This window comes from Anaerobacillus sp. QJM3NY_17, assembly GCF_056173665.1.
Map to the genome: position 1 here is coordinate 3,723,789 of NZ_CM149685.1, position 18,559 is coordinate 3,742,347.

Here is an 18,559-nt window from a genome sequence, read left to right on the forward strand (position 1 = left end):
TACGCAGCGGGCTTTATGATTGATTTCACCTTTCATAGGGAACAACAATTAAAAACGAATTAGGTGGTGTCACTCTTGGGTTACTTTTTACTTCTTATTCTATCAGTTACCATCATGATTTTTCTTATACGAGTACCGCTAACCGATCGCTTCCCTCCTGCTATTCGCAAAATGGGCGTGATCTTTCTTGGATTAATCTCGATTATCTTTCTCGCATTATTGATTGCTTCATTTATTTGATGATCAAAAAGGCGAAAGTGTCCGCTGTGAGTGGACACTTTCGCCTTTTTTGTTTGTAGTGGGGGTCAGGCTCGCGCCTGACCCCCACTTTATACAAACGTCGTCGCTAAATAAATGACCACCGGCATCGTCGCTAAGCTCGACACGGTGGAAACAAGCGTTGCGCTTGAAACGTTTTGGGGTTCAGTATGAAACTGAATCGCGTACATTGTCGTGTTCGCGGCAGTTGGGGTAGCAGCCATTATTATCATAATTTGCTTTGTCAATGGATCAACAGGCATAAGAAGCACAATGCCAGCGGCAATCAGCGGAGCAACCATAAGCTTAAGTGATAATGCCGTTGATAGCTTGCGCCAGTCAATCGCCCGAATACGAATGTTCGCAAGCTGCATACCAAGCGTCACCATAATAACGGGAATAGCCGCATCCGCAATTAAATCCACGCCATCACTTATTGTACCCAAAGGAAGATGTAACCATTGAAACAACAGCCCGACAATGGCGCCGTAAACCATCGGCATTTTCCTAACAGCTTTTAAAGCTGCCTTTATCCCATCGTGGTCCGGACTTCCCTTTGCGGCATAATATACGCCAAGTGTGCTCATTAACAGTTGCTGCAACACCATTAAAACAATCGCTGTTTCCATCCCGACTGCCCCAAACAGAAAGAGAACAAGCGGAGTTCCGTAATTTCCGTTATTCATAAACGCGCTCGATAAAACCAATCCGCATCGTTCTGATTCGGTATAGCCATATAGTTTTGAGAGAATGCTCACGATCCCAATAAGCGCAAAGCAAAGTCCAAGCATGTAGATCGACAAATAACCATAGGAGGAATCAATTTCTTGCTCATAAAATGTTCGAAAAACGAGAAGCGGAACGAGGACATATAAAGCGAGGTTTGAAAGCACCCTTGTCTCCAAGTTAAGAAAACGTTGCGCAATATATCCGACTCCAAATACGAAGAAGATCGGCAGCAATATGGTTATGATCGACATCTTCATTCTCCTTCAGCTTCTTCAAAGGATAGCGTGCCCTGGAATACGAATAAAACAGGATGAAAGGGAACTGATAAAATCAGCCCCCTTTCTTCGCTTATCCGTTAAAAACGATAATTTTTTCTTCTGTCATTTCTTCAATCGCATAGCGTGGACCTTCTTTTCCTGTTCCGCTTTTCTTCACACCACCATATGGCATATGGTCAACGCGATAACCTGACGTATCGTTAATAATCAGTCCACCCACATGTACCTCATTGATCGCTTTTAACGTAAACGCTAGGTCGTTCGTGAATAGGCCAGCTTGAAGGCCATATTCCGAATCATTCACTCTCGCAATCACTTCATCGGTGGAACGGTACGTGCTTACGGCAACGACTGGTCCAAAAACTTCCTGGCGACATACTTTCATATTATCATTTACATTCGAAAGAATAGTAGGTTGGTAGAAGACGCCATTTCTTTCTCCGCCTGTTTCAACAGTAGCTCCCTGCTCAACCGCTTCGTTCACCCAACTTTCTACACGAATGGCTTCACGCTCAGCAATCATCGGCCCAACATCGGTTGCCTGATCCATTGGATCTCCTAAAACAAGGCCTTCTGTTACTTCCTTCATTTTTGCAAGGAACGGCTCATAAACATCTTCATGAACATAAACGCGTTGAACAGAAATACAAACCTGGCCAGCGTTATTAAAACTTTTCTGTGCGGACTGAGTAGCAGCTGTTTCAACATCTGCATCGTGATGCACAATTGTTGCGGAGTTATTTCCTAACTCAAGCGCTACTTTACGTAAACCAGCTTTTTCGCGAATATGCTGACCAACGCGAGGGCTTCCCGTAAATGTAAACATGTTCACGTCCTGGTTAGATAGAAGCCATTCACCTACTGTAGCCCCGTCCCCAGTGACAAGGTTCAGGCGGCCTGCCGGAAGACCTGCTTCTTCCATAATCTCTGTTAACAGAATCGCACAAACCGGCGTAACTTCAGCTGGTTTTAGTACAACGCTATTCCCGGCGGCTAGCGCTGGGCCAATTTTGTGGCAAACAAGATTTAGCGGCACGTTAAACGGCGTAATCGCTGCGACAACACCAATCGGAAATCGTCTCGTGTAAGCTTGACGCTGTTCAGACCCTGGCGCTGACTCCACTGGGATTCCTTCGCCGTGGATCCGTTTGGCTTCCTCTGCTGAAACTTCCAAAGTTAAAGCAGCTCTTCCTACTTCACCCTTACACTCGGCTAATGGCTTACCAACTTCTTTCGCCAGCACTTCACCTAGTTCATCTTGACGAGCTCTGAGCACTGCAGCTGCTTTAATAAGTACCGTATATCGTTCATAAGGAGAAAAAGTGGTTTTCAAAGCTTCTTTGGCAGCTTGGACCGCATCTTTTACATCTTGTTCTTCAGCGGCAGCCGTTTTGGCCGTTATTTCTTGGGTATATTTATTTAGCACATCATCCGTTGTCGTTTTATCTCGCCATTCTCCGTTAATGTATAATCCGTACGTTCGTACTGAAGTTTGCGTTGTCACTTTAACATCATCCTCCCTTTTTATAACGTTACTACCTTTTTCTCTGACAAAAGTTCTTCTGCTTTTCCTTGACTTCCAAATACGCGAATTTTTTCTTGTACTTTTTCCTTCATTCGTAAACGGCCAAGACCAAGTGAGCTCGCGAGCACAATGTCATTTTGATTTTCGCCAAAAGCTTCTTGCACGCCTCTAGTGAAAGCTTGACGTAGCTCAGTATCAACATTGATTTTCGCAATACCTAGAGAGATCGCGCGCTGTACTTGCTCATCTGGCACATCTGAACCGCCGTGAAGAACGACAGGGCGCTCGACTGCCGCCACAATTTCTTTCAGTCGTTCGAACCGAAGATTTGGCGTTTCTTTATAAATACCGTGTGCTGTTCCAATTGATACAGCGAGATAATCAACATCTGTCGCTTCTACAAAAGCAACAGCTTCTTCAGTAGTTGTAATAAGGGCGTCCTTTTCATCAACGGTAATATCATCTTCCGTTCCACCGATTTTACCAATCTCACCTTCAGAACCAATGCCTAGTGCTCTTGCAATGTCGACCACTTTCCTCGTTGTCGCCGTATTTTCTTCAAACGATAAACCTGAACCATCGAACATAACGGATTGGAAGCCCATTTGAACAGCTTGCATCGTTTGTTCGAACTGACGACTATGATCAAGGTGAATCGCAACAGGAACATCAAATTCTTTTTCGTACGTATCAATTAGACCTTTTAATGCTTCCATACCTAGCGTTTGAATCACCTTTTGTCCAACTTGAATCATAATTGGTGCTTTTTCCTCAGCAGCTGCTTCAAAAATTGCTAGCACTGTTTCCGCATTATGGGCGCTAAAAGCACCTACCCCATATCCGTTTTGAAAAGCATGATCCAGCATTGTTTTTCCGTTAATAAATGGCATAACCATTTCTCCCTTCTATCGCTTCAATTCAATATTGTAGTGGTACTGATCACTTCGGTATTTCGTTTTGGTGTATTCTATTAGATGGTCATTCAGTCCATAGCTGAGACGTGTCATTTCCAGTAGCGCTTCACCCGGCCGTATCGCCAAAGAATCCGCTTCATCCAACGTCGCATTAATCGCTGCAATTCGCTCCTGTGCTTTGTTTAAATAAATTTGATAGTTTTCGAGTATTTCATAGTATTTCGCTTCATTTAAATCATGTTGAATTAGTAGCTTGCCAATCGATTCTGGCCAGCATGTGCGTTCAAGCGCAACTGGCGTCTCATCAGCAAATCGTATTCGTTCTACAAGTAGAATCGGTGACCCCTCTGCCACTTGAAGCATTTCACTTTCATGGAAAAGGTTATACTTGAATTCAGCTCGGATAACTTTTGACGAAGGAACTTGACCTTTTTCCATTACTTCTTCCGCAAAACCTTTCAGCTGCCCAAGATTCCCAACCAATTGATGAGGCTTGACTATGGTCCCATGGCCCTGCTTTTTCTCAAGCAGTCCATTCTGAACGAGAATCGTAATCGCCTGACGAATTGTTGTTCGACTCACACCGAATTCCTTAATGAGCGCTTGCTCTGTTGGAATGAGCGTATTCGATTTCCACGCACCAGTCTGAATGCGCTCAATAAGGACATCTTTGATTTGGAGGTAAAGAGCATCCCCATTTGGATCTATCTGATTAATCGACATAGATCTCATTCCCCTTTATAGGTGGTGGATACGTCGCAAGATCTTCTCCAATGAGCGGCTTCAACCATTCATAGTAAGCCTTCTTATTTTGAATGAACGCATCAGGCAACACACGTTCACCAGCTGCGACAACTTTTTCAAGTTCAATCGGAAGCATTCTCACCGAATAACGATGATGAGCATTCCTTTGAATTGAAACCATAACGTTTGATAATCCTTCACGAATCCATTCAGCGCCAACTCTTCCAACCGTATAAGCTTCTTCTCGATCAACATCTGATATGACTGCGGAGAAGCTTCGCTGATTCATTCCTAGGAGTTCAGCCCTTGTCATAACGCTTAGCTCATTTTTTAAAAAGTGAGCCACTTGACTTGAAATGCCACCCAGTATTGTTCTGCCATCCACATTTCCTCTCTCAACCTGACCACTATTCCCAAATAAAACACCTTCACTTACAACGACTGTTGCGTAACCAAACCGGTTCAAAGCCGTATTTACATTCTCAAGAAGGACTTCTTTTTTTATAGGGCGCTCAGGTATAGCGATAAAATGAGGGCCTTCTTCTTCATATTCTTGTAATAACCCTGACGCTGCGGAAAGCCAGCCGGCATTTCTTCCCATCGTTTCAAGAACCCTGACCTTTTCAAAGTTCTGCATCGACGCGAGATCCCGGCTCATATCTCTTGTGGCCTGGGCGACATATCGTGCTGAGCTTCCAAAACCTGGCGCATGATCCGTCCCTCCAAGGTCATTATCAACCGTTTTAGGGAGTCCAAGAACCTGAAGCGAAACGTTTTGCCTTCTCGCTTCGGCTTCTACTTTGGCTAGCGCCTCCATCGTTCCATTACCACCGATAAAAACAAGCACATCGACACCCTGCGCCTGAAGCAAGCGCACACCATTTTCAATATGCTCATCTGTTAACGGAAAGCGTCCAGAACCAAGGCACGCACCCGGGACATCCTGATGTAGATGAACGCGACTAAGCATCGCACTATCTCCGTCAAGATACATTCCGTGCGCCAGTCCTTCATAACCATTTTGAATAAAAAGCAGGGCATGATCTCGTTCGATTTCCTTCACAAACCCTGCGAGGGTAGCATTAATGACGGCCGTAGGTCCCCCGGCCTGGCCAATGGCGACCTTTTTCATGCAACTGTCTCCCTTCAGTTCTTCGTATAGATCGTCGTCTCAAGCCCAAGCTGCTTACCAAGTTCAACAAGCTCATCCGCAACATCATCATAAATAATGGCGTAATGTGGTTCGAAGCCCTCTTCCATTAAGCCGTATAGCGTATCATTTATTTCCGTTTCCAGTTCCACTTCGACAGACGTACCATTGAAGCGCTGCGGCGTATCCAATGCGTTCCCCCTCATAACCAACAAGCGATAACCTTCTGGCGTATAACCAACTCGGAACATCGTTACGCGACCTGGCTTTAAACCGAATTCCATCGTAAAGCCGAGCTTACGGTTTGGATGAACGCCAGGTCGAGCGCCTTGATCAGGATGTGCAAGCGAATACGCGCCTGCGCCGCAATGCCAGAACACAACTGAATTACTCGCCTCGTTCACGTGAACCATATCACCAAGGTATGGGGCGCTTCCTGTTAGCTGCTGAAGAATAAACATCGAAACGGAACCATGAATATCCGATTCACACGATGAAACCACACCGTCTTCTGTAAATTGAGAAAGAGTTGAGCATGCTGCAGCGCCAAGTTCATTGAAAAAGTCAGGCCAACAACGTATCGCAAGCGCCGAAACATCTTCCGCATCAATTTGCTCCTGCACGTACGTTGTAAACTGAGCAAATCGCTGAACGGTTTCTTCGTTACGATTTAGGCCAATCACCTGCTGCTCCGCTCGTTCAATCGCGCCTTCCCATCTTTCCCGAGGGAGCTTCACACATTCCTCAAACGCTTTGTTTAAATCAAAGTTTTTCACTGTCACACCAAGCTGTTTTTGCAAGGCTTCTTCATCCGTTCCTGAAAAGAAAAAGCCTGGAGGATGCTCCCCGATCACACCAATGGTGAGACCTTTGAGATCTTCAATCACCTTTTGAACCTTTAGCTGAATCTTGATTCTCTTTTGCACCTGCGCTTCATCGCCATTCCCAAATACAAAGCTAAATGGATGATTCGCACATCGAAGCACATGACTTGTGCTATTGCCGCCGGTTAAGGAGTTTAAGCGAAGTCTCCCGCCAACACTTGGTTCACGAACGGACCAGACGATCACTGGCGCTTCTACTTTTTTAATGAGGGCCTCAATGAATTCACCGTCCGCAAACGTGACGCTTTGATAAATACTAGCAACAATGTCTTCGCTGTTAACGTTTTCAAGAAAAGCTTCTAGATCTTCAGGTGATGTGATGATCTCTTCAGGCTCAATCACATTTGCCGTCACACTATGAAGAAATTCTGAACTTTTCTTTCTTTGTAGTTCCCCCGCTTCAAGATCAAACGTTTTTCTACCAATTGGTACATATAGAATGCTTGTTTTAGCCACGATTGGTCACAACCTTTCTCCTCTGTTTGTTACAAATACTATATCATACATTATTATGTTTTAAAATAGGTAGTAACCTTTATATTTACTTTCTTATTTTAACTCAAGGGCTGCTTTTTGGAATACGTCTGCATAAGAAGAACCCTTTCGATAGAAAACAGGAGTTTCTCCGATTGGAGCCTTTACTTCAACTTGTCCTCCACCCATCTCTTTGCCACTCCATAAATGAACCCATTCATCTTCAGGTAAGTACACGGACCAGTTTTCTTTTCCTTCTTCATAAACCGGGGCGACAACCATATCTGATCCAAGCATATATTGATATTGAATGTCATAAGAGGCTAGATCATTCTCATATTCCATAAACAATGGACGTTGCATCGGTATTCCTTTTTCAGCATTTTCTTTGCTCAGCTCTTTAAGATAAGGCTTAAGTGCTGTATAAACGTTCGTCATTTTGACAAAATGCTCAAGCGTCTCTTCGTCTTGATCAAACTGGAAGCAATCGTCAGGACGGTTGCCTTCGTGCGTTCGCATGACGGGAGTGAATGCCGCCATATCAACCCAGCGAAGCAACAGTTCTTTGTTCCGCTTGTTCCCATGAAGACTTGTATATCCGCCGATATCACTATGGTGAACGCCATTCCCGCTCATTCCAGCAGATAAAGCGGCTGGAATAACAGATGCAAGACCATCGTCAAGGCTCCAATCGACACTTTGATCACCAGCCCATAGAAGTGGACAATACCCCTGACTTCCTGAGTATCCTGCGCGCATAAAGTAAACAACATCGCCCCATCGTCCAGCTTTCTTTACAGCATTGTGATTCACTTTTGCCCACATCACTGGCCACGCATTGTGCATTTTTGTAGCAGATTCACCATTGTGAAGTTTCAGATCAGTCGGCAAGTACTCACCAAAATCGGCCATCCATCCGTCCATACCAAAATCAATCATGTTCTTTTGAATGACATCTTCGTACCATTCACATGCTGCTTCGTTTGTAAAGTCGACCACGCCGCAATAAAACTCACCAAAGTCAACGATATAATCACCGCCATCTAACGCTGTAGCAAGATAGCCGTTGTCATAAGCTTCACGGTAAAGATCACCTTCCACAGCGACATAGGGGTTAATATAGCCCATAAAACGAATCCCTTTTTGCTTCCATTCTTTTACTTTTTGGTCAAGCTCCGGGTATTCCTCCGGATTCCATTTCCAATTCCACATCAACCGCTTACCGAATGACGTCACACGCTTTCCCTGCCAGTCCTGACACCAAACAGCACCGATTTTCAATCCTTTTTCAATAGCACGATCAAGCTTATTTTGTACTCGTTCTGTTCCTCCTTGCATTCCGAGCCAGATGCCATTATACGTCCACTCGGGAAGCTCGGGCTGTCTACCGAGACGAGAAGTTAGTTTTTCAACGAGATCCTTATATGTTTGTCCCGTTTCAAAAAGAATCGAGGCTGGCGCTTCCCAGATATGCAGCTCATGAAAATCGTCTCTTTGAAAATCAAAGTCTGCAAATGCTGTTGTCTCTACATGGCAATAATATTTATTCGTAGATACATAGGTTGGTTGCGGATAATTCGTATTGTAATAGTCACCACCAGCTTGATCTTTCACGTCGGCCTGCCAAGTTGTATACGTAGATTTATTCCGCCCCACACCAGGTTCAGATGTCCATAAAGGGAAATTCTTTCCCCTTAAATTAAAGTAGGAAAGCTGTTCCCCACAACCATAAATCTTCTCATCTGCATCGGCTACAACGCGAACCCAGAAGCGATTAAAGAGTGGATCGACGAGCTCGAAAGAAACGCGAAGTCCATCTTTGTCCTGCTTTAATACCATTGTTAGTAATTCATGATCATGAGAGAAGTGACGAAAGCCAATTCGACACGTCTCTCCTTCATACCGCACTGTGGCATAACGAAGAGCTACTCGTTCCACTACATAATCCTTTATTTTAAAATTCCCTCTATACATATCAATCGTTTCTTCACCGCTACCAATGAAAATAAACGGGCGGGCAGGTGAATGCCGAAACAATAAGCGACGGTCAAAATAAACTTCGAATTCTTCTCCATTTTGCTTCGCTTCAAAACCAGGTTTAGTCTTTAGTGTATTCAATGTAATTCCCCCTACGTACTTTTTGTTTAAGCACTTCTAAATTTTTTCTCAGCGTTTACCGCTTCTTCATGTTTTCTTGTTACAAAACCTGAGTATTTTTTATTCCAGGATTTTAATGCGAAAAGATAACAAAGCGTTCCGACTACAGCCGCACCTAGTATTGATGGCCAGAACCATGCTGAAACCATTCCACCCGCATAAGCAAGTCCAATAGGTGAGAATAGGATATAAACCATAACAACTAGACTAATCAGAACAACAGAGACTGGAATCGTAAACTTCCATGGAACCATATCAACCTTAGGGTTTGCTCTAAATTCATACGCTTCAGGAAGAGGACTAATGCGACCGACGACCATCATGATAGCGACTTCAATAAGGAAAAGAATCGCCGAGATATGAATAAAGTTCATCGTAATCTCAATGCTAAATAGCTGGTTTAATCCCCATACAAGCATGTAGTACGTAATCACATGGAAGATAATCGCGATTTTTGCACCAAGCGCAGGAATGCGTTTGGAAACTATCCCCACAAGAACAATCGCAATGATCGGTATGTTAAAGAATCCTGTAAAACGGCGAATCAAATCCCATAATCCATCAGGTGCGTTCATCAGCATTGGCGCAATGAAAAAAGAGACAAGTGCGAGAACGCTTCCAAAATACTTACTGACATTGATTAGTTGTCGATCTGTTGCATTTTTATTAATACCTGCTTTGTATACATCAAGCGCAAACATCGTAGCCGCACTATTTAATAGAGAGTTAAAACTTGAGAACACGGCACCAAGAAGCACAGCTAGAAAGAGTCCAGACATAAATGTAGGTAGCAAATTTGATACAACCGTTGGATAAGCTAGATCAACAGGATCCATTGAACTGCCATAAAGGTGAAAGGCAATAACACCTGGAATCATCATCATAAACGGAACAGTTAATTTATAGAATCCTGATAAAAGAACTCCTTTTTGTCCTTCAGCAAGGTTTTTCGCCCCAAGCGTTCGTTGAATCACGTACTGGTTTGTTCCCCAGTAGAACATATTCATAAAAATCATACCGGTAAAAATCGTTGAAAACGGAACAGAATCCGTACTTGAGCCAATTGCATTTAATTTCTCAGGGTTTTCTGTCGTAATGGTTTTTATCCCATCTAACATGTCGCCATTTCCAAGTGCTATAAAACCTAGTACTGGAACAATTAATCCAATAAAGAGAAGACCAATTCCGTTCAGGGTATCGGAGACTGCCACCGCTTTTAATCCTCCGAAGATCGCATAGATGGCACCGATAATACCAATAACCCAAATCACGAGCCAGACAGAGGATTGAAAGGAGATACCGAGTAGCTCTGGTACATCAAAAAGTCGAAGAATAGCAAGCGCTCCTGAATACAGTACTGATGGAATGGTTACAAACATATAACCAAGCATAAACAGAATAACTGTATACCTGCGAACGCTTTCATCGTATCGTTTACTTAAAAACTCAGGTAATGTTGAGAAGGCTCCGCCAAGATAGCGCGGCAGCAAAATTAATGCCATAATGACAATTGCAAAAGCCGCCGTTACTTCCCAGGCCATGTTGGAAAGATTTGTTCTATAGGCCTGTCCATTCAAACCAATTAACTGTTCTGCTGATAAGTTTGTGAGCAAAAGAGATCCTGCAATAAATCCTCCTGTTAACCCACGACCTGCGAGAAAGTAACCATCCGAGTCATTAACTGAATTTCTTGTTTTTAAGTATGAAACCCAAGCAACAAGTGCCATGAAAAAGACGCACGATACTAATGTGAATGTAATACCAGACATGAGCTTGTCCTCCTTTATAGCTTGCTGTAAGCAACTGTTATATTTTCACCGACTATTCCTTCGTGTGCGCCCTGTGCCATAAAACGTTCATGTTCACGATGAGCAAGAAGCCATTTATTTTTCATGAATAGAAGCGGATCGTGCCCTCTTTGCGATTGCGCTAATGGTAAATTTGTGCCTTCAGGTAAGATCACCGTACATTTAAATCCTTCATCACTTACTTTACAAGGAGCAAGGTGAAGCGTCGTTTGGTACATTTCAATCGCGGTGCCCTCTGGAACATAAAATACCTGGATGTTCTTCACATCGTATGTATGATCCACAACGTCATTCATATGTCCTAGTAGGAGCACAAAATCCGTCACTGCCACGTTTATCTCGCTGCCCTTATGAAACTCAAGTCCTCCAAGAGAAGAATTATTCCCGTTGCAGTACCCAATTTGGACCGGCATCCCTCCATAGTAGCTGTTCTCGATGAACTTTTTGATACGATCATCCTCAAGTTCTTCTTTTGAAGGAACGTACTGATTTCCTTGTTCAGGAATAACCGTTTCCCTCATTAACTCCGACATCTGTTCATATGGGAAATCATGAAGAATTCTGCCATACGTCTTAAAAGCTGCCGAGTCAACCGACTGCACATCCAGATTTGGATTCCGTTCCTTTACTATTTCAATCATAGCCGAACCTCCGATATAAGTAGTAATGTTTATTTAAACATCATAACCTTTTATAACATTATATTGTAAACGTATTCATGATTGCAATGGTTTTTTTGAAATTATCAGTAATTTATATCACAGAGGTGGTCAGGTACGCGCCTGACCCCCTCTGCGATACCACTTTAATATACCACAGCATTTGTTAAATCGATGTTATTCACTTCTTCTCGACTATCAATCAACCATTCCCCTCCGCTTTTTACAAGTTTATAATGAAACGCACTTGAGGTTACCTCTGTCTTCACATTGCTCTCGCCTCGGTCATGGTTCGCTGAATCCATCGTAATGAGAACGTCGATTTCTGCTTTCTTTCCGGAAGAATCGATGTAGAGGCTGTCGAGGTCAAAAGCTGCTTCTAACACTTCTCCCGTAAAGGCCGCATTATTTTCTTTCACAGAAATAAAGCGATCTTCAAAATACGAATTTAGCTCAGGTGTTAGATTTGAAAAGTAGCCCGTATCTAAATTCTCATAAGCCATTATCCAGTCATATAAATACGTGTTTACTGCCGCTATTACTGCATTCGACTCATCATGATCAGTCTCTGGAACATCGATTGCCACTTCCTTCTCGATCACTACAGGCTCTTGTTCACTATAATCAATAACGAAATAAACATCATCACCTTCAAATTGAACGGAAGGACTTTTAACTACGCCAGCTTCGAAGTTTTTTTCTGCATGCATCACAACCGAACCGTCTGTTGGATAGGGACCTATTTGACCGGTTTTGCTAATCGTTTCCCCGGTATCTTTCCCATTAATAAACAAGCGAGCATCCTCATAATTGGAATCAGGTGTTAGAAACGCACCGTTTACAGGAAGGTCCACTTCTAAATGTTTGCCCGGTTTAATCAATTCTACTTCCGCTTCTCCCCGCATCTTATAACCTTCATTTTCTAACTTTGTTTCAAAATGATAGTCCCCTGGAAGGAACGGACCCATTTTCTTCCCCTTTTCTCCAATTGTGCCGCTATCTTCTTCGTTAATAAATAGAGCTGTTTTAGAGAATTGTGTATGAAGCTGTACGTAAATAGGTACAGGTGAAATGACATAATCATTGAAAAGATAAAAAGTTTTCCCTTCCTCTACTAATTCCAATTGGATAAGCAAGTCTTCGTTCCGACTCAGGAGTGTATGGTCCTCTATCGCTCTTGCTTGTCGTTCTAAATCTTGAAGCAATAGCGTCCGTTGATCTGGATGATTCTTTAATAACGATACAAAACTCGCAATCTCAGCTTCATGCGAAAGGACAGGATTAACCTTTGGAATAGCTTCCCCGATCGCTTCATAATCCTCTTGCAACAGAGCCTCTCGAAATTGATCAACTGCACGTTCAGGAGAAGATATCCAACTTAATGTAAAAAAACTGCCTATTAGTACGATCATAATTCCTACAACGATTGCTCCCCATAACAGCCACCCATTTTTCTTTACCTGTGCAGGAGCTGTTCTTGTTACCTTTTGTCCACATTTTACACAAAATGCACCGGCCTCTTCCCTGTTGCAGTGATGACACCAATTCATCTTCCCACCTCCACCCATTATTCCAAATCATATGGGAGAGATTTCTAATTATGACCACTTTTCCCTACTATTTTCCTATGCATTTTTTAACATGATTAAGGACTTTGTACATAACTATGAAAAAGTACGTGAAAAGCACAAGCTCCCTGAAAATCCTGACAAGAAACTTTTATTTCACTTAATAAGGAGGAATGATAATGTCAGATTTGCAAACTAAAATAGGCGGAGGACTATCAAAACTTCAAGATGGTCTTCAGCAAGGAAAAAGCAAGCTTCAAACAGCTCAGGAAGTTTCACAACTTAAGAAAAACGCGAGCGATGCTGCCACAAACCGAACAAGAATCATTAGTCAGCTTGGCGAACTCACCTATCGTTTGATCCGTAAAGGGGAGATCCAACAACCCGAATTAAATGAACAAGCTGAGCGCCTTCTTCAATATGATCTAGAACTCTATCAAGCGAACAGAGCTTTAGAGAGTCAATTGCGAAAGGAACCGGGTGGTGACGTATGTGAGTGCGGAGCAGCCGTTAATGAAGAGGATACGTTTTGCGGCAGCTGTGGCAATCGAGTTCAATTATCAGAAGCACCAATACCAGTACCGACAGTTCAATGTACCACCTGCAAGGAAGAAATCCCTGAGACGGCTTTATTTTGTGGGTGTTGTGGTTCGAAAAACGGCTAGGAGGTGATCAAAGTCATGTACTGTACAACGTGTGGTAACGAAGTTCCGTTTGGTGATAATTATTGCCCCTTTGATGGGACATTTCAGCTTCACACAGAACATCACACCGTCACGACTGCATCACCAAAGTTTTGTTCAGATTGTGGTACATCGAATACTTGTGATCATCCCTACTGTATTCAGTGCGGTTCTTTTCAACTCACTCTCATTCCATTTAAAGTAGAACGCGTAAAAGAAAAAGTAGCAGCTCCCTCGCACGCGATACCAGATCTTAGCGCCATTAATAAAAAGCTTGCGATACTATGCGGTTTTCTCGCATTTCTAGTTGTTGGTATTATGTCGTTTATTGTATCGGAGGGATTTCAGCAACAAGCCGCTACTTTTCAGCAAACCCTTGAAGAATTCACTGAGTTAGGTCCAACGGAAGTAATCAATGATTTTTATTATTACTTTGGCAACGAAAATTCCCAGTTAACTGTAGAACCTTTTTATGGAATGACAGACTACTGGATGTCAGCTCACCTTCTCAATTCAACCCTTTCTTTCAACACGCAAGGGGCGGGAAATTTATTGAGCGGAGAGATCGAACTCCATTCAGGAATGCTCATTCTTTTATTACTACCTCTCGTTGCACTACTGCTTGCTGGATATATGTATGGACGAAAAACAACGTGTACCCTCCAGCAATACTGGCTTTCTTCACTTCTTATCGGAATGATTTACGGATTACTGACAGCGATGATCGCTCTTTTCGCTGGATTCAACTTTGAAGCTTCTGCACAAGAGGGTGGAATCGTTTCGAGTTTATCAATTGAAAATAACTATCCGCTTTTGAAAGCTTTATTTGGTGGTTTATTCCTTGGAACAATCTTTTCGTTTATTGGTAGTTTGTACGGCAGTCGTTCAATGAAAGAATTAACTTCTTCTCCCCTTAAAGAAGGAGTGCGCACACTCACACTAGGGGTCTCCATCTCAATCGTCTTGATGATTCTCTTCCTTTATCGCTTTATGTTCGAAGATAACTCACTTATTAGCTTTCAAGATATTCCGGCGAGTTATTTTCTTATCATCGTTTTTCAAGGAGGGTTTCTTCTATGGAACACACTGAACCTTTCTTCCCTTACCTTCGATATAAATATTCCAGGCGAGAAATTTCAAATGATCTATTCAGTACTTGGTGGGATGAAGATCGAAACAAATGAATCTATTTCTATTTTCACCTACTTATTTAGCGACCCAGGTAACACGAAGATCTACATGATGATTGGTTTGCTGATTCCACTATGTTTATTCATTTCGGCAGGTTATCGGATGCACCAGGAAGGAGCGATTCAGTTCCACCGCATGATTATCTTCGGCTTGCTATACGCCTTTATGATGTCGCTATTAGCAGCAGGCTTGAATACAGGATTCACCTTTAATTTGGAGAGCTTCGCCGGAGAAATTAGCGACATAACAGAAGTCCCGTTTCTATTCATTGGTTTCTCGGCAATTGCTACATTTTTTAAGTGCTTTATCTACTCAACTCTCCTAGCCATTTGTGGCGCCTATTGGAAGAGATACCGAACACAATAAAAAGGGACTTTCTTTCGTTCCTATTCAGTCCTCTGAGGGTGGACATTTCCTTCTTTTTGTCTTTTTAGGGGGTCAGGCTCGCGCCTGACCCCCTTACATTTTCCCCTCACTCATATCCATTCGGATTATTTTGATGCCAGCTCCAGGCATGAGATACAATCTGCGCGAGCTCTGGGTATACTGGCTTCCAGCCAAGTGCGCTCATTGCTTTCGACGAAGAGGCTATCAGTGTCGCTGGATCTCCGGCACGGCGTGGCGCTACTTCTGCTTCGATCGTTTTTTCTGTCACGATTCGACACGTATCAATCACTTCTTTAACCGTAAACCCTTTTCCATTTCCAAGATTGTATACGCCGCTCTCATTCGTTTCTTTCATCTTTTTCAAAGCAAGGTAGTGAGCCTGCGCAAGGTCAAGCACATGAATATAATCGCGCACACACGTGCCATCCTTCGTATCATAATCATTACCGAAAATAGATACCTTTTCTCTTTGACCAAGTGCAGCTTGTAGAACAATTGGTATAAGATGAGACTCGGGTTGATGATCTTCCCCAATTCTTCCTTCCGGATCAGCACCAGCAGCATTAAAGTAGCGAAGAGAGGTTGATTTAAGCCCATAAGCATCATCACACCAGCGAAGCATCTTCTCAATCGCTAGCTTTGTTTCGCCATATGGATTTGTTGGATTGGTAGCGTCACTCTCTTGAATCGGCGTACGTTCTGGATTCCCATAGGTGGCCGCTGTCGAAGAGAACACAATGTACTTTACATCGTGTTCAACTAACTTTGAAACAAGCGCCTGAGAACCCGCTACGTTATTTCGATAATATTCAAGCGGATTCGAAACACTTTCTCCAACTAGCGAGCTCGCAGCAAAGTGAATGACAGAATCGATCGAATGATCGGCGAAAATTTGATCAATCACTTTCCCATCTGTTAAGTCCCCTTTATACAAAGGAACGTCAAGCACAGCTTGCTCGTGACCTTTTGTTAGATTATCCAGCACGACTACGTCTTCTTTTTGCTCACGCAAGTACATAACCGTATGGCTACCAATATAACCGGCTCCACCAGTAACTAAAATCGCCATGTTATTCCCTCCATTTAGTAAAACTTCGTCGATATCCATCGTTATTTCCCGGAAAATACTAATTAAGCTTTAGTACAGACGATCCAAGCGGTTTAATAGACATTTCTCCACTAAATTCATCATGAGAAACGGCATCTACCCAGGTTCCTTTCGGCAATGTTAGCGAACCTTTTTCGTCCGTCGAATGATTCACAACACATAAGAATACCGCCCCGTCTTGTCCTGTACGTGTGACAGCTTCTACGTTTTCACTTGAACCGATCGTTGTTACGTCTGTTTCTTGGAAAACTTCTGCATAAAGAGCATCCATTATTTCCTCTTGGAGTGCAGAGCCAATGTAATAGACCGTGCCTTTTCCATATGTGTTTTTTGTAATCGCCGCCGTTTTTTCGTAGAAGCAAGAGCGATATTCAGCAAGTACTTCCGCAGTTGTCGGCTCAACAAGATCACACCAGATGGAAGCAACGGAGCTCATACCTTTCATTGCACCTTGAACGCCTTCAACCTCGTTGTTTTGTCCGAGCTGAAGTGATTCATATTCATTAATTTCTACTCCTGCAAGCTCACGTAATGCGCCTGGCAACGTATCTTCTACAACAAAGTTATTCTGTTCCTTCACACCGGCGCGATAGGATAAGATCACCGTTCCACCTTGCTCAGCAAAACGTGAAATTTTGTCGTTTACAACTGGGTCTGTAAGGAAATAAACCGGTACAACGAGCACTTTGTACCCATCCAGCTTGCTTTCTTTCGTCACAATGTCCGTCATGGCATTCATACGGTGCGCAGGGCTATAGAAGCGGAGGAATTCTCGCTTGTATTCAAATGCATTGCTTTGTGGCTGAATACCCCATGCCCAGGCGTTCTCTACATCATAATACACAGCGACATCCGCCTGGTACTTAGACGCAATCCAATCATCTCCAAACACGCTAAGAGAATCGATTACTTCTTTTACTTCATTATATTTACGCTTTGGCTTACCATCATGATCGAGCACACCATGGCAAAACTCTTCCGTCCCAAAGCGTGCCGCACGCCAGCGGAAATAAACAATTGCTTCCGCTCCACGAGCAATCGCCTGATACGTCCAAAGTTTAATATGACCTGGACGAGGTAAGTAACCGATGCGACTCCACCCTTGCGCTCCTGAAAGTTCTTCCATTACCCAGAAGCCTTTTCCACCCTTTGAAGAGCGACAAAGGTCGTGTTGATGTGCGATCGCAGCAGGCGCAATCGGTTCTGGTAAACCGCCCCATACCGGATAGTTATCAAATGAAATGAAGTCAAGATCCTTTGCCATATCCCATTGATTAATCGCTAAGTCTGTAAATACGAAGTTATGCGTAATCCACTGATCCGAGCGAATATGTTTACGAAGAATGTCAGTTTGAATCTTATTATAAGACGTATACGCATCCGCACAGAAACGATCAAAATCAAGAAGCAAGCTTGGATTATGTTCCTGTAATACTTTACGAGGCACAGGAATTTGTGACCACGCTGTATACGTTTGACTCCAGAAAACCGTACCCCAAGCTTCATTTAAAGCATCAAGCGTTTCGTATTTTTGCTGTAGCCAAATTTGGAATGCTTTTTGATCCACTTCTCCATAGCTTCGATCAGATTTTTCATGACCGTATTCATTGTCTACTTGCCAGCCAATAATTCCTTCGTGCTGACCATAGCGTTTCGCCATTTTCTCAACAATCTTTGCTGTCAATTCTTGATATACTTCACTGTTCACGGTATAGTGACGTCTCGCTCCGAATGAAATGACTGTCCCGTTAGGATCCACAGGTAAAATTTCTGGATACTTTTCAACCATCCACGCAGGCGGCGTGGCCGTTGGTGTCCCAAGAACTACCTCGATGCCGTTACTTGTCATTAGGTCGATCGCTTCATCATAAAGCGAGAAATCAAACGTTCCCTCCTCAGGCTCCATCAGCTGCCAGCCGAATTCAGCAATTCGAACGACATTCACACCGAGTTCTTTCATCAATCGTACATCTTCTGTCCAACGCTCTTTCGGCCATTGTTCCGGGTAATAATCAACACCTACATACATCATGTTAGCTCCT

15 protein-coding genes are annotated in these 18,559 nt (G+C 43.2%); 3 read left to right on the forward strand and 12 right to left on the reverse strand.

Going from position 1 to position 18,559, the window contains the following annotated elements:
- Positions 1-75: 75 nt before the first annotated feature.
- Positions 76-240, forward strand: coding sequence for a hypothetical protein (locus AC0VYV_RS19230; RefSeq protein ID WP_475365900.1), 165 nt, complete (start codon positions 76-78; stop codon positions 238-240).
- An 89-nt stretch (positions 241-329) separates the two neighbouring features.
- On the opposite strand, the gene AC0VYV_RS19235 is transcribed toward AC0VYV_RS19230, so the two are convergent.
- The 10 genes from AC0VYV_RS19235 to AC0VYV_RS19280 form a co-directional block, all read right to left on the reverse strand.
- Complete coding sequence (locus AC0VYV_RS19235) at positions 330-1,238, reverse strand: AEC family transporter (RefSeq protein ID WP_283153556.1); 909 nt, start codon at positions 1,236-1,238, stop codon at positions 330-332.
- A gap of 97 nt (positions 1,239-1,335) precedes the next feature.
- Positions 1,336-2,769, reverse strand: coding sequence for an aldehyde dehydrogenase family protein (locus tag AC0VYV_RS19240; protein ID WP_475365901.1), 1,434 nt, complete (start codon positions 2,767-2,769; stop codon positions 1,336-1,338).
- A 20-nt stretch (positions 2,770-2,789) separates the two neighbouring features.
- Complete coding sequence (locus AC0VYV_RS19245) at positions 2,790-3,680, reverse strand: class II fructose-bisphosphate aldolase (protein WP_475365902.1); 891 nt, start codon at positions 3,678-3,680, stop codon at positions 2,790-2,792.
- A gap of 15 nt (positions 3,681-3,695) precedes the next feature.
- Positions 3,696-4,427 carry a GntR family transcriptional regulator gene (locus AC0VYV_RS19250; protein ID WP_283153553.1) on the reverse strand — a complete coding sequence of 244 codons (732 nt, stop codon included), beginning with the start codon at positions 4,425-4,427 and terminating at the stop codon, positions 3,696-3,698.
- On the reverse strand, positions 4,417-5,580 hold the full coding sequence (locus AC0VYV_RS19255; protein ID WP_475368002.1) for a diphosphate--fructose-6-phosphate 1-phosphotransferase: 1,164 nt from the start codon (positions 5,578-5,580) through the stop codon (positions 4,417-4,419). Before AC0VYV_RS19255 ends, AC0VYV_RS19250 begins: the two co-directional genes overlap by 11 nt.
- Positions 5,581-5,594: 14 nt before the next feature.
- Entirely contained in the window at positions 5,595-6,938 is a 1,344-nt protein-coding gene (sftI, locus tag AC0VYV_RS19260) for a sulfoquinovose isomerase (RefSeq protein ID WP_475368003.1), read from the reverse strand.
- A gap of 93 nt (positions 6,939-7,031) precedes the next feature.
- Complete coding sequence (locus tag AC0VYV_RS19265; RefSeq protein WP_475368004.1) at positions 7,032-9,074, reverse strand: alpha-glucosidase; 2,043 nt, start codon at positions 9,072-9,074, stop codon at positions 7,032-7,034.
- Positions 9,075-9,100: 26 nt separating this feature from the next.
- The gene (locus tag AC0VYV_RS19270) at positions 9,101-10,882 is read right to left on the reverse strand and encodes a solute:sodium symporter family transporter (RefSeq protein WP_475365906.1); all 1,782 of its coding nucleotides are present in this window, start codon (positions 10,880-10,882) and stop codon (positions 9,101-9,103) included.
- 14 nt (positions 10,883-10,896) lie between these two features.
- Positions 10,897-11,562 (reverse strand): DUF4867 family protein, encoded by a 666-nt coding sequence (locus AC0VYV_RS19275; RefSeq protein ID WP_475368005.1) that lies wholly within the window; start codon positions 11,560-11,562, stop codon positions 10,897-10,899.
- Between the two features lie 164 nt (positions 11,563-11,726).
- The gene (locus tag AC0VYV_RS19280) at positions 11,727-13,130 is read right to left on the reverse strand and encodes a zinc ribbon domain-containing protein (protein ID WP_475372957.1); all 1,404 of its coding nucleotides are present in this window, start codon (positions 13,128-13,130) and stop codon (positions 11,727-11,729) included.
- 197 nt (positions 13,131-13,327) lie between these two features.
- Between AC0VYV_RS19280 and AC0VYV_RS19285 the strand changes: the two genes are divergently transcribed.
- Positions 13,328-13,813 carry a zinc ribbon domain-containing protein gene (locus tag AC0VYV_RS19285; protein ID WP_430243409.1) on the forward strand — a complete coding sequence of 162 codons (486 nt, stop codon included), beginning with the start codon at positions 13,328-13,330 and terminating at the stop codon, positions 13,811-13,813.
- A 15-nt stretch (positions 13,814-13,828) separates the two neighbouring features.
- Positions 13,829-15,388: a zinc ribbon domain-containing protein gene (locus AC0VYV_RS19290; RefSeq protein WP_475368007.1), complete on the forward strand. Its 1,560-nt coding sequence runs from the start codon at positions 13,829-13,831 to the stop codon at positions 15,386-15,388.
- 106 nt (positions 15,389-15,494) lie between these two features.
- Here AC0VYV_RS19290 and galE read toward each other — a convergent pair whose 3' ends face one another.
- Positions 15,495-16,478, reverse strand: a complete 984-nt coding sequence (gene galE / locus AC0VYV_RS19295; RefSeq protein ID WP_475365910.1) for a UDP-glucose 4-epimerase GalE — start codon at positions 16,476-16,478, stop codon at positions 15,495-15,497.
- Positions 16,479-16,536: 58 nt separating this feature from the next.
- Positions 16,537-18,549 (reverse strand): beta-galactosidase, encoded by a 2,013-nt coding sequence (locus tag AC0VYV_RS19300; protein WP_475368008.1) that lies wholly within the window; start codon positions 18,547-18,549, stop codon positions 16,537-16,539.
- Positions 18,550-18,559: the final 10 nt, after the last annotated feature.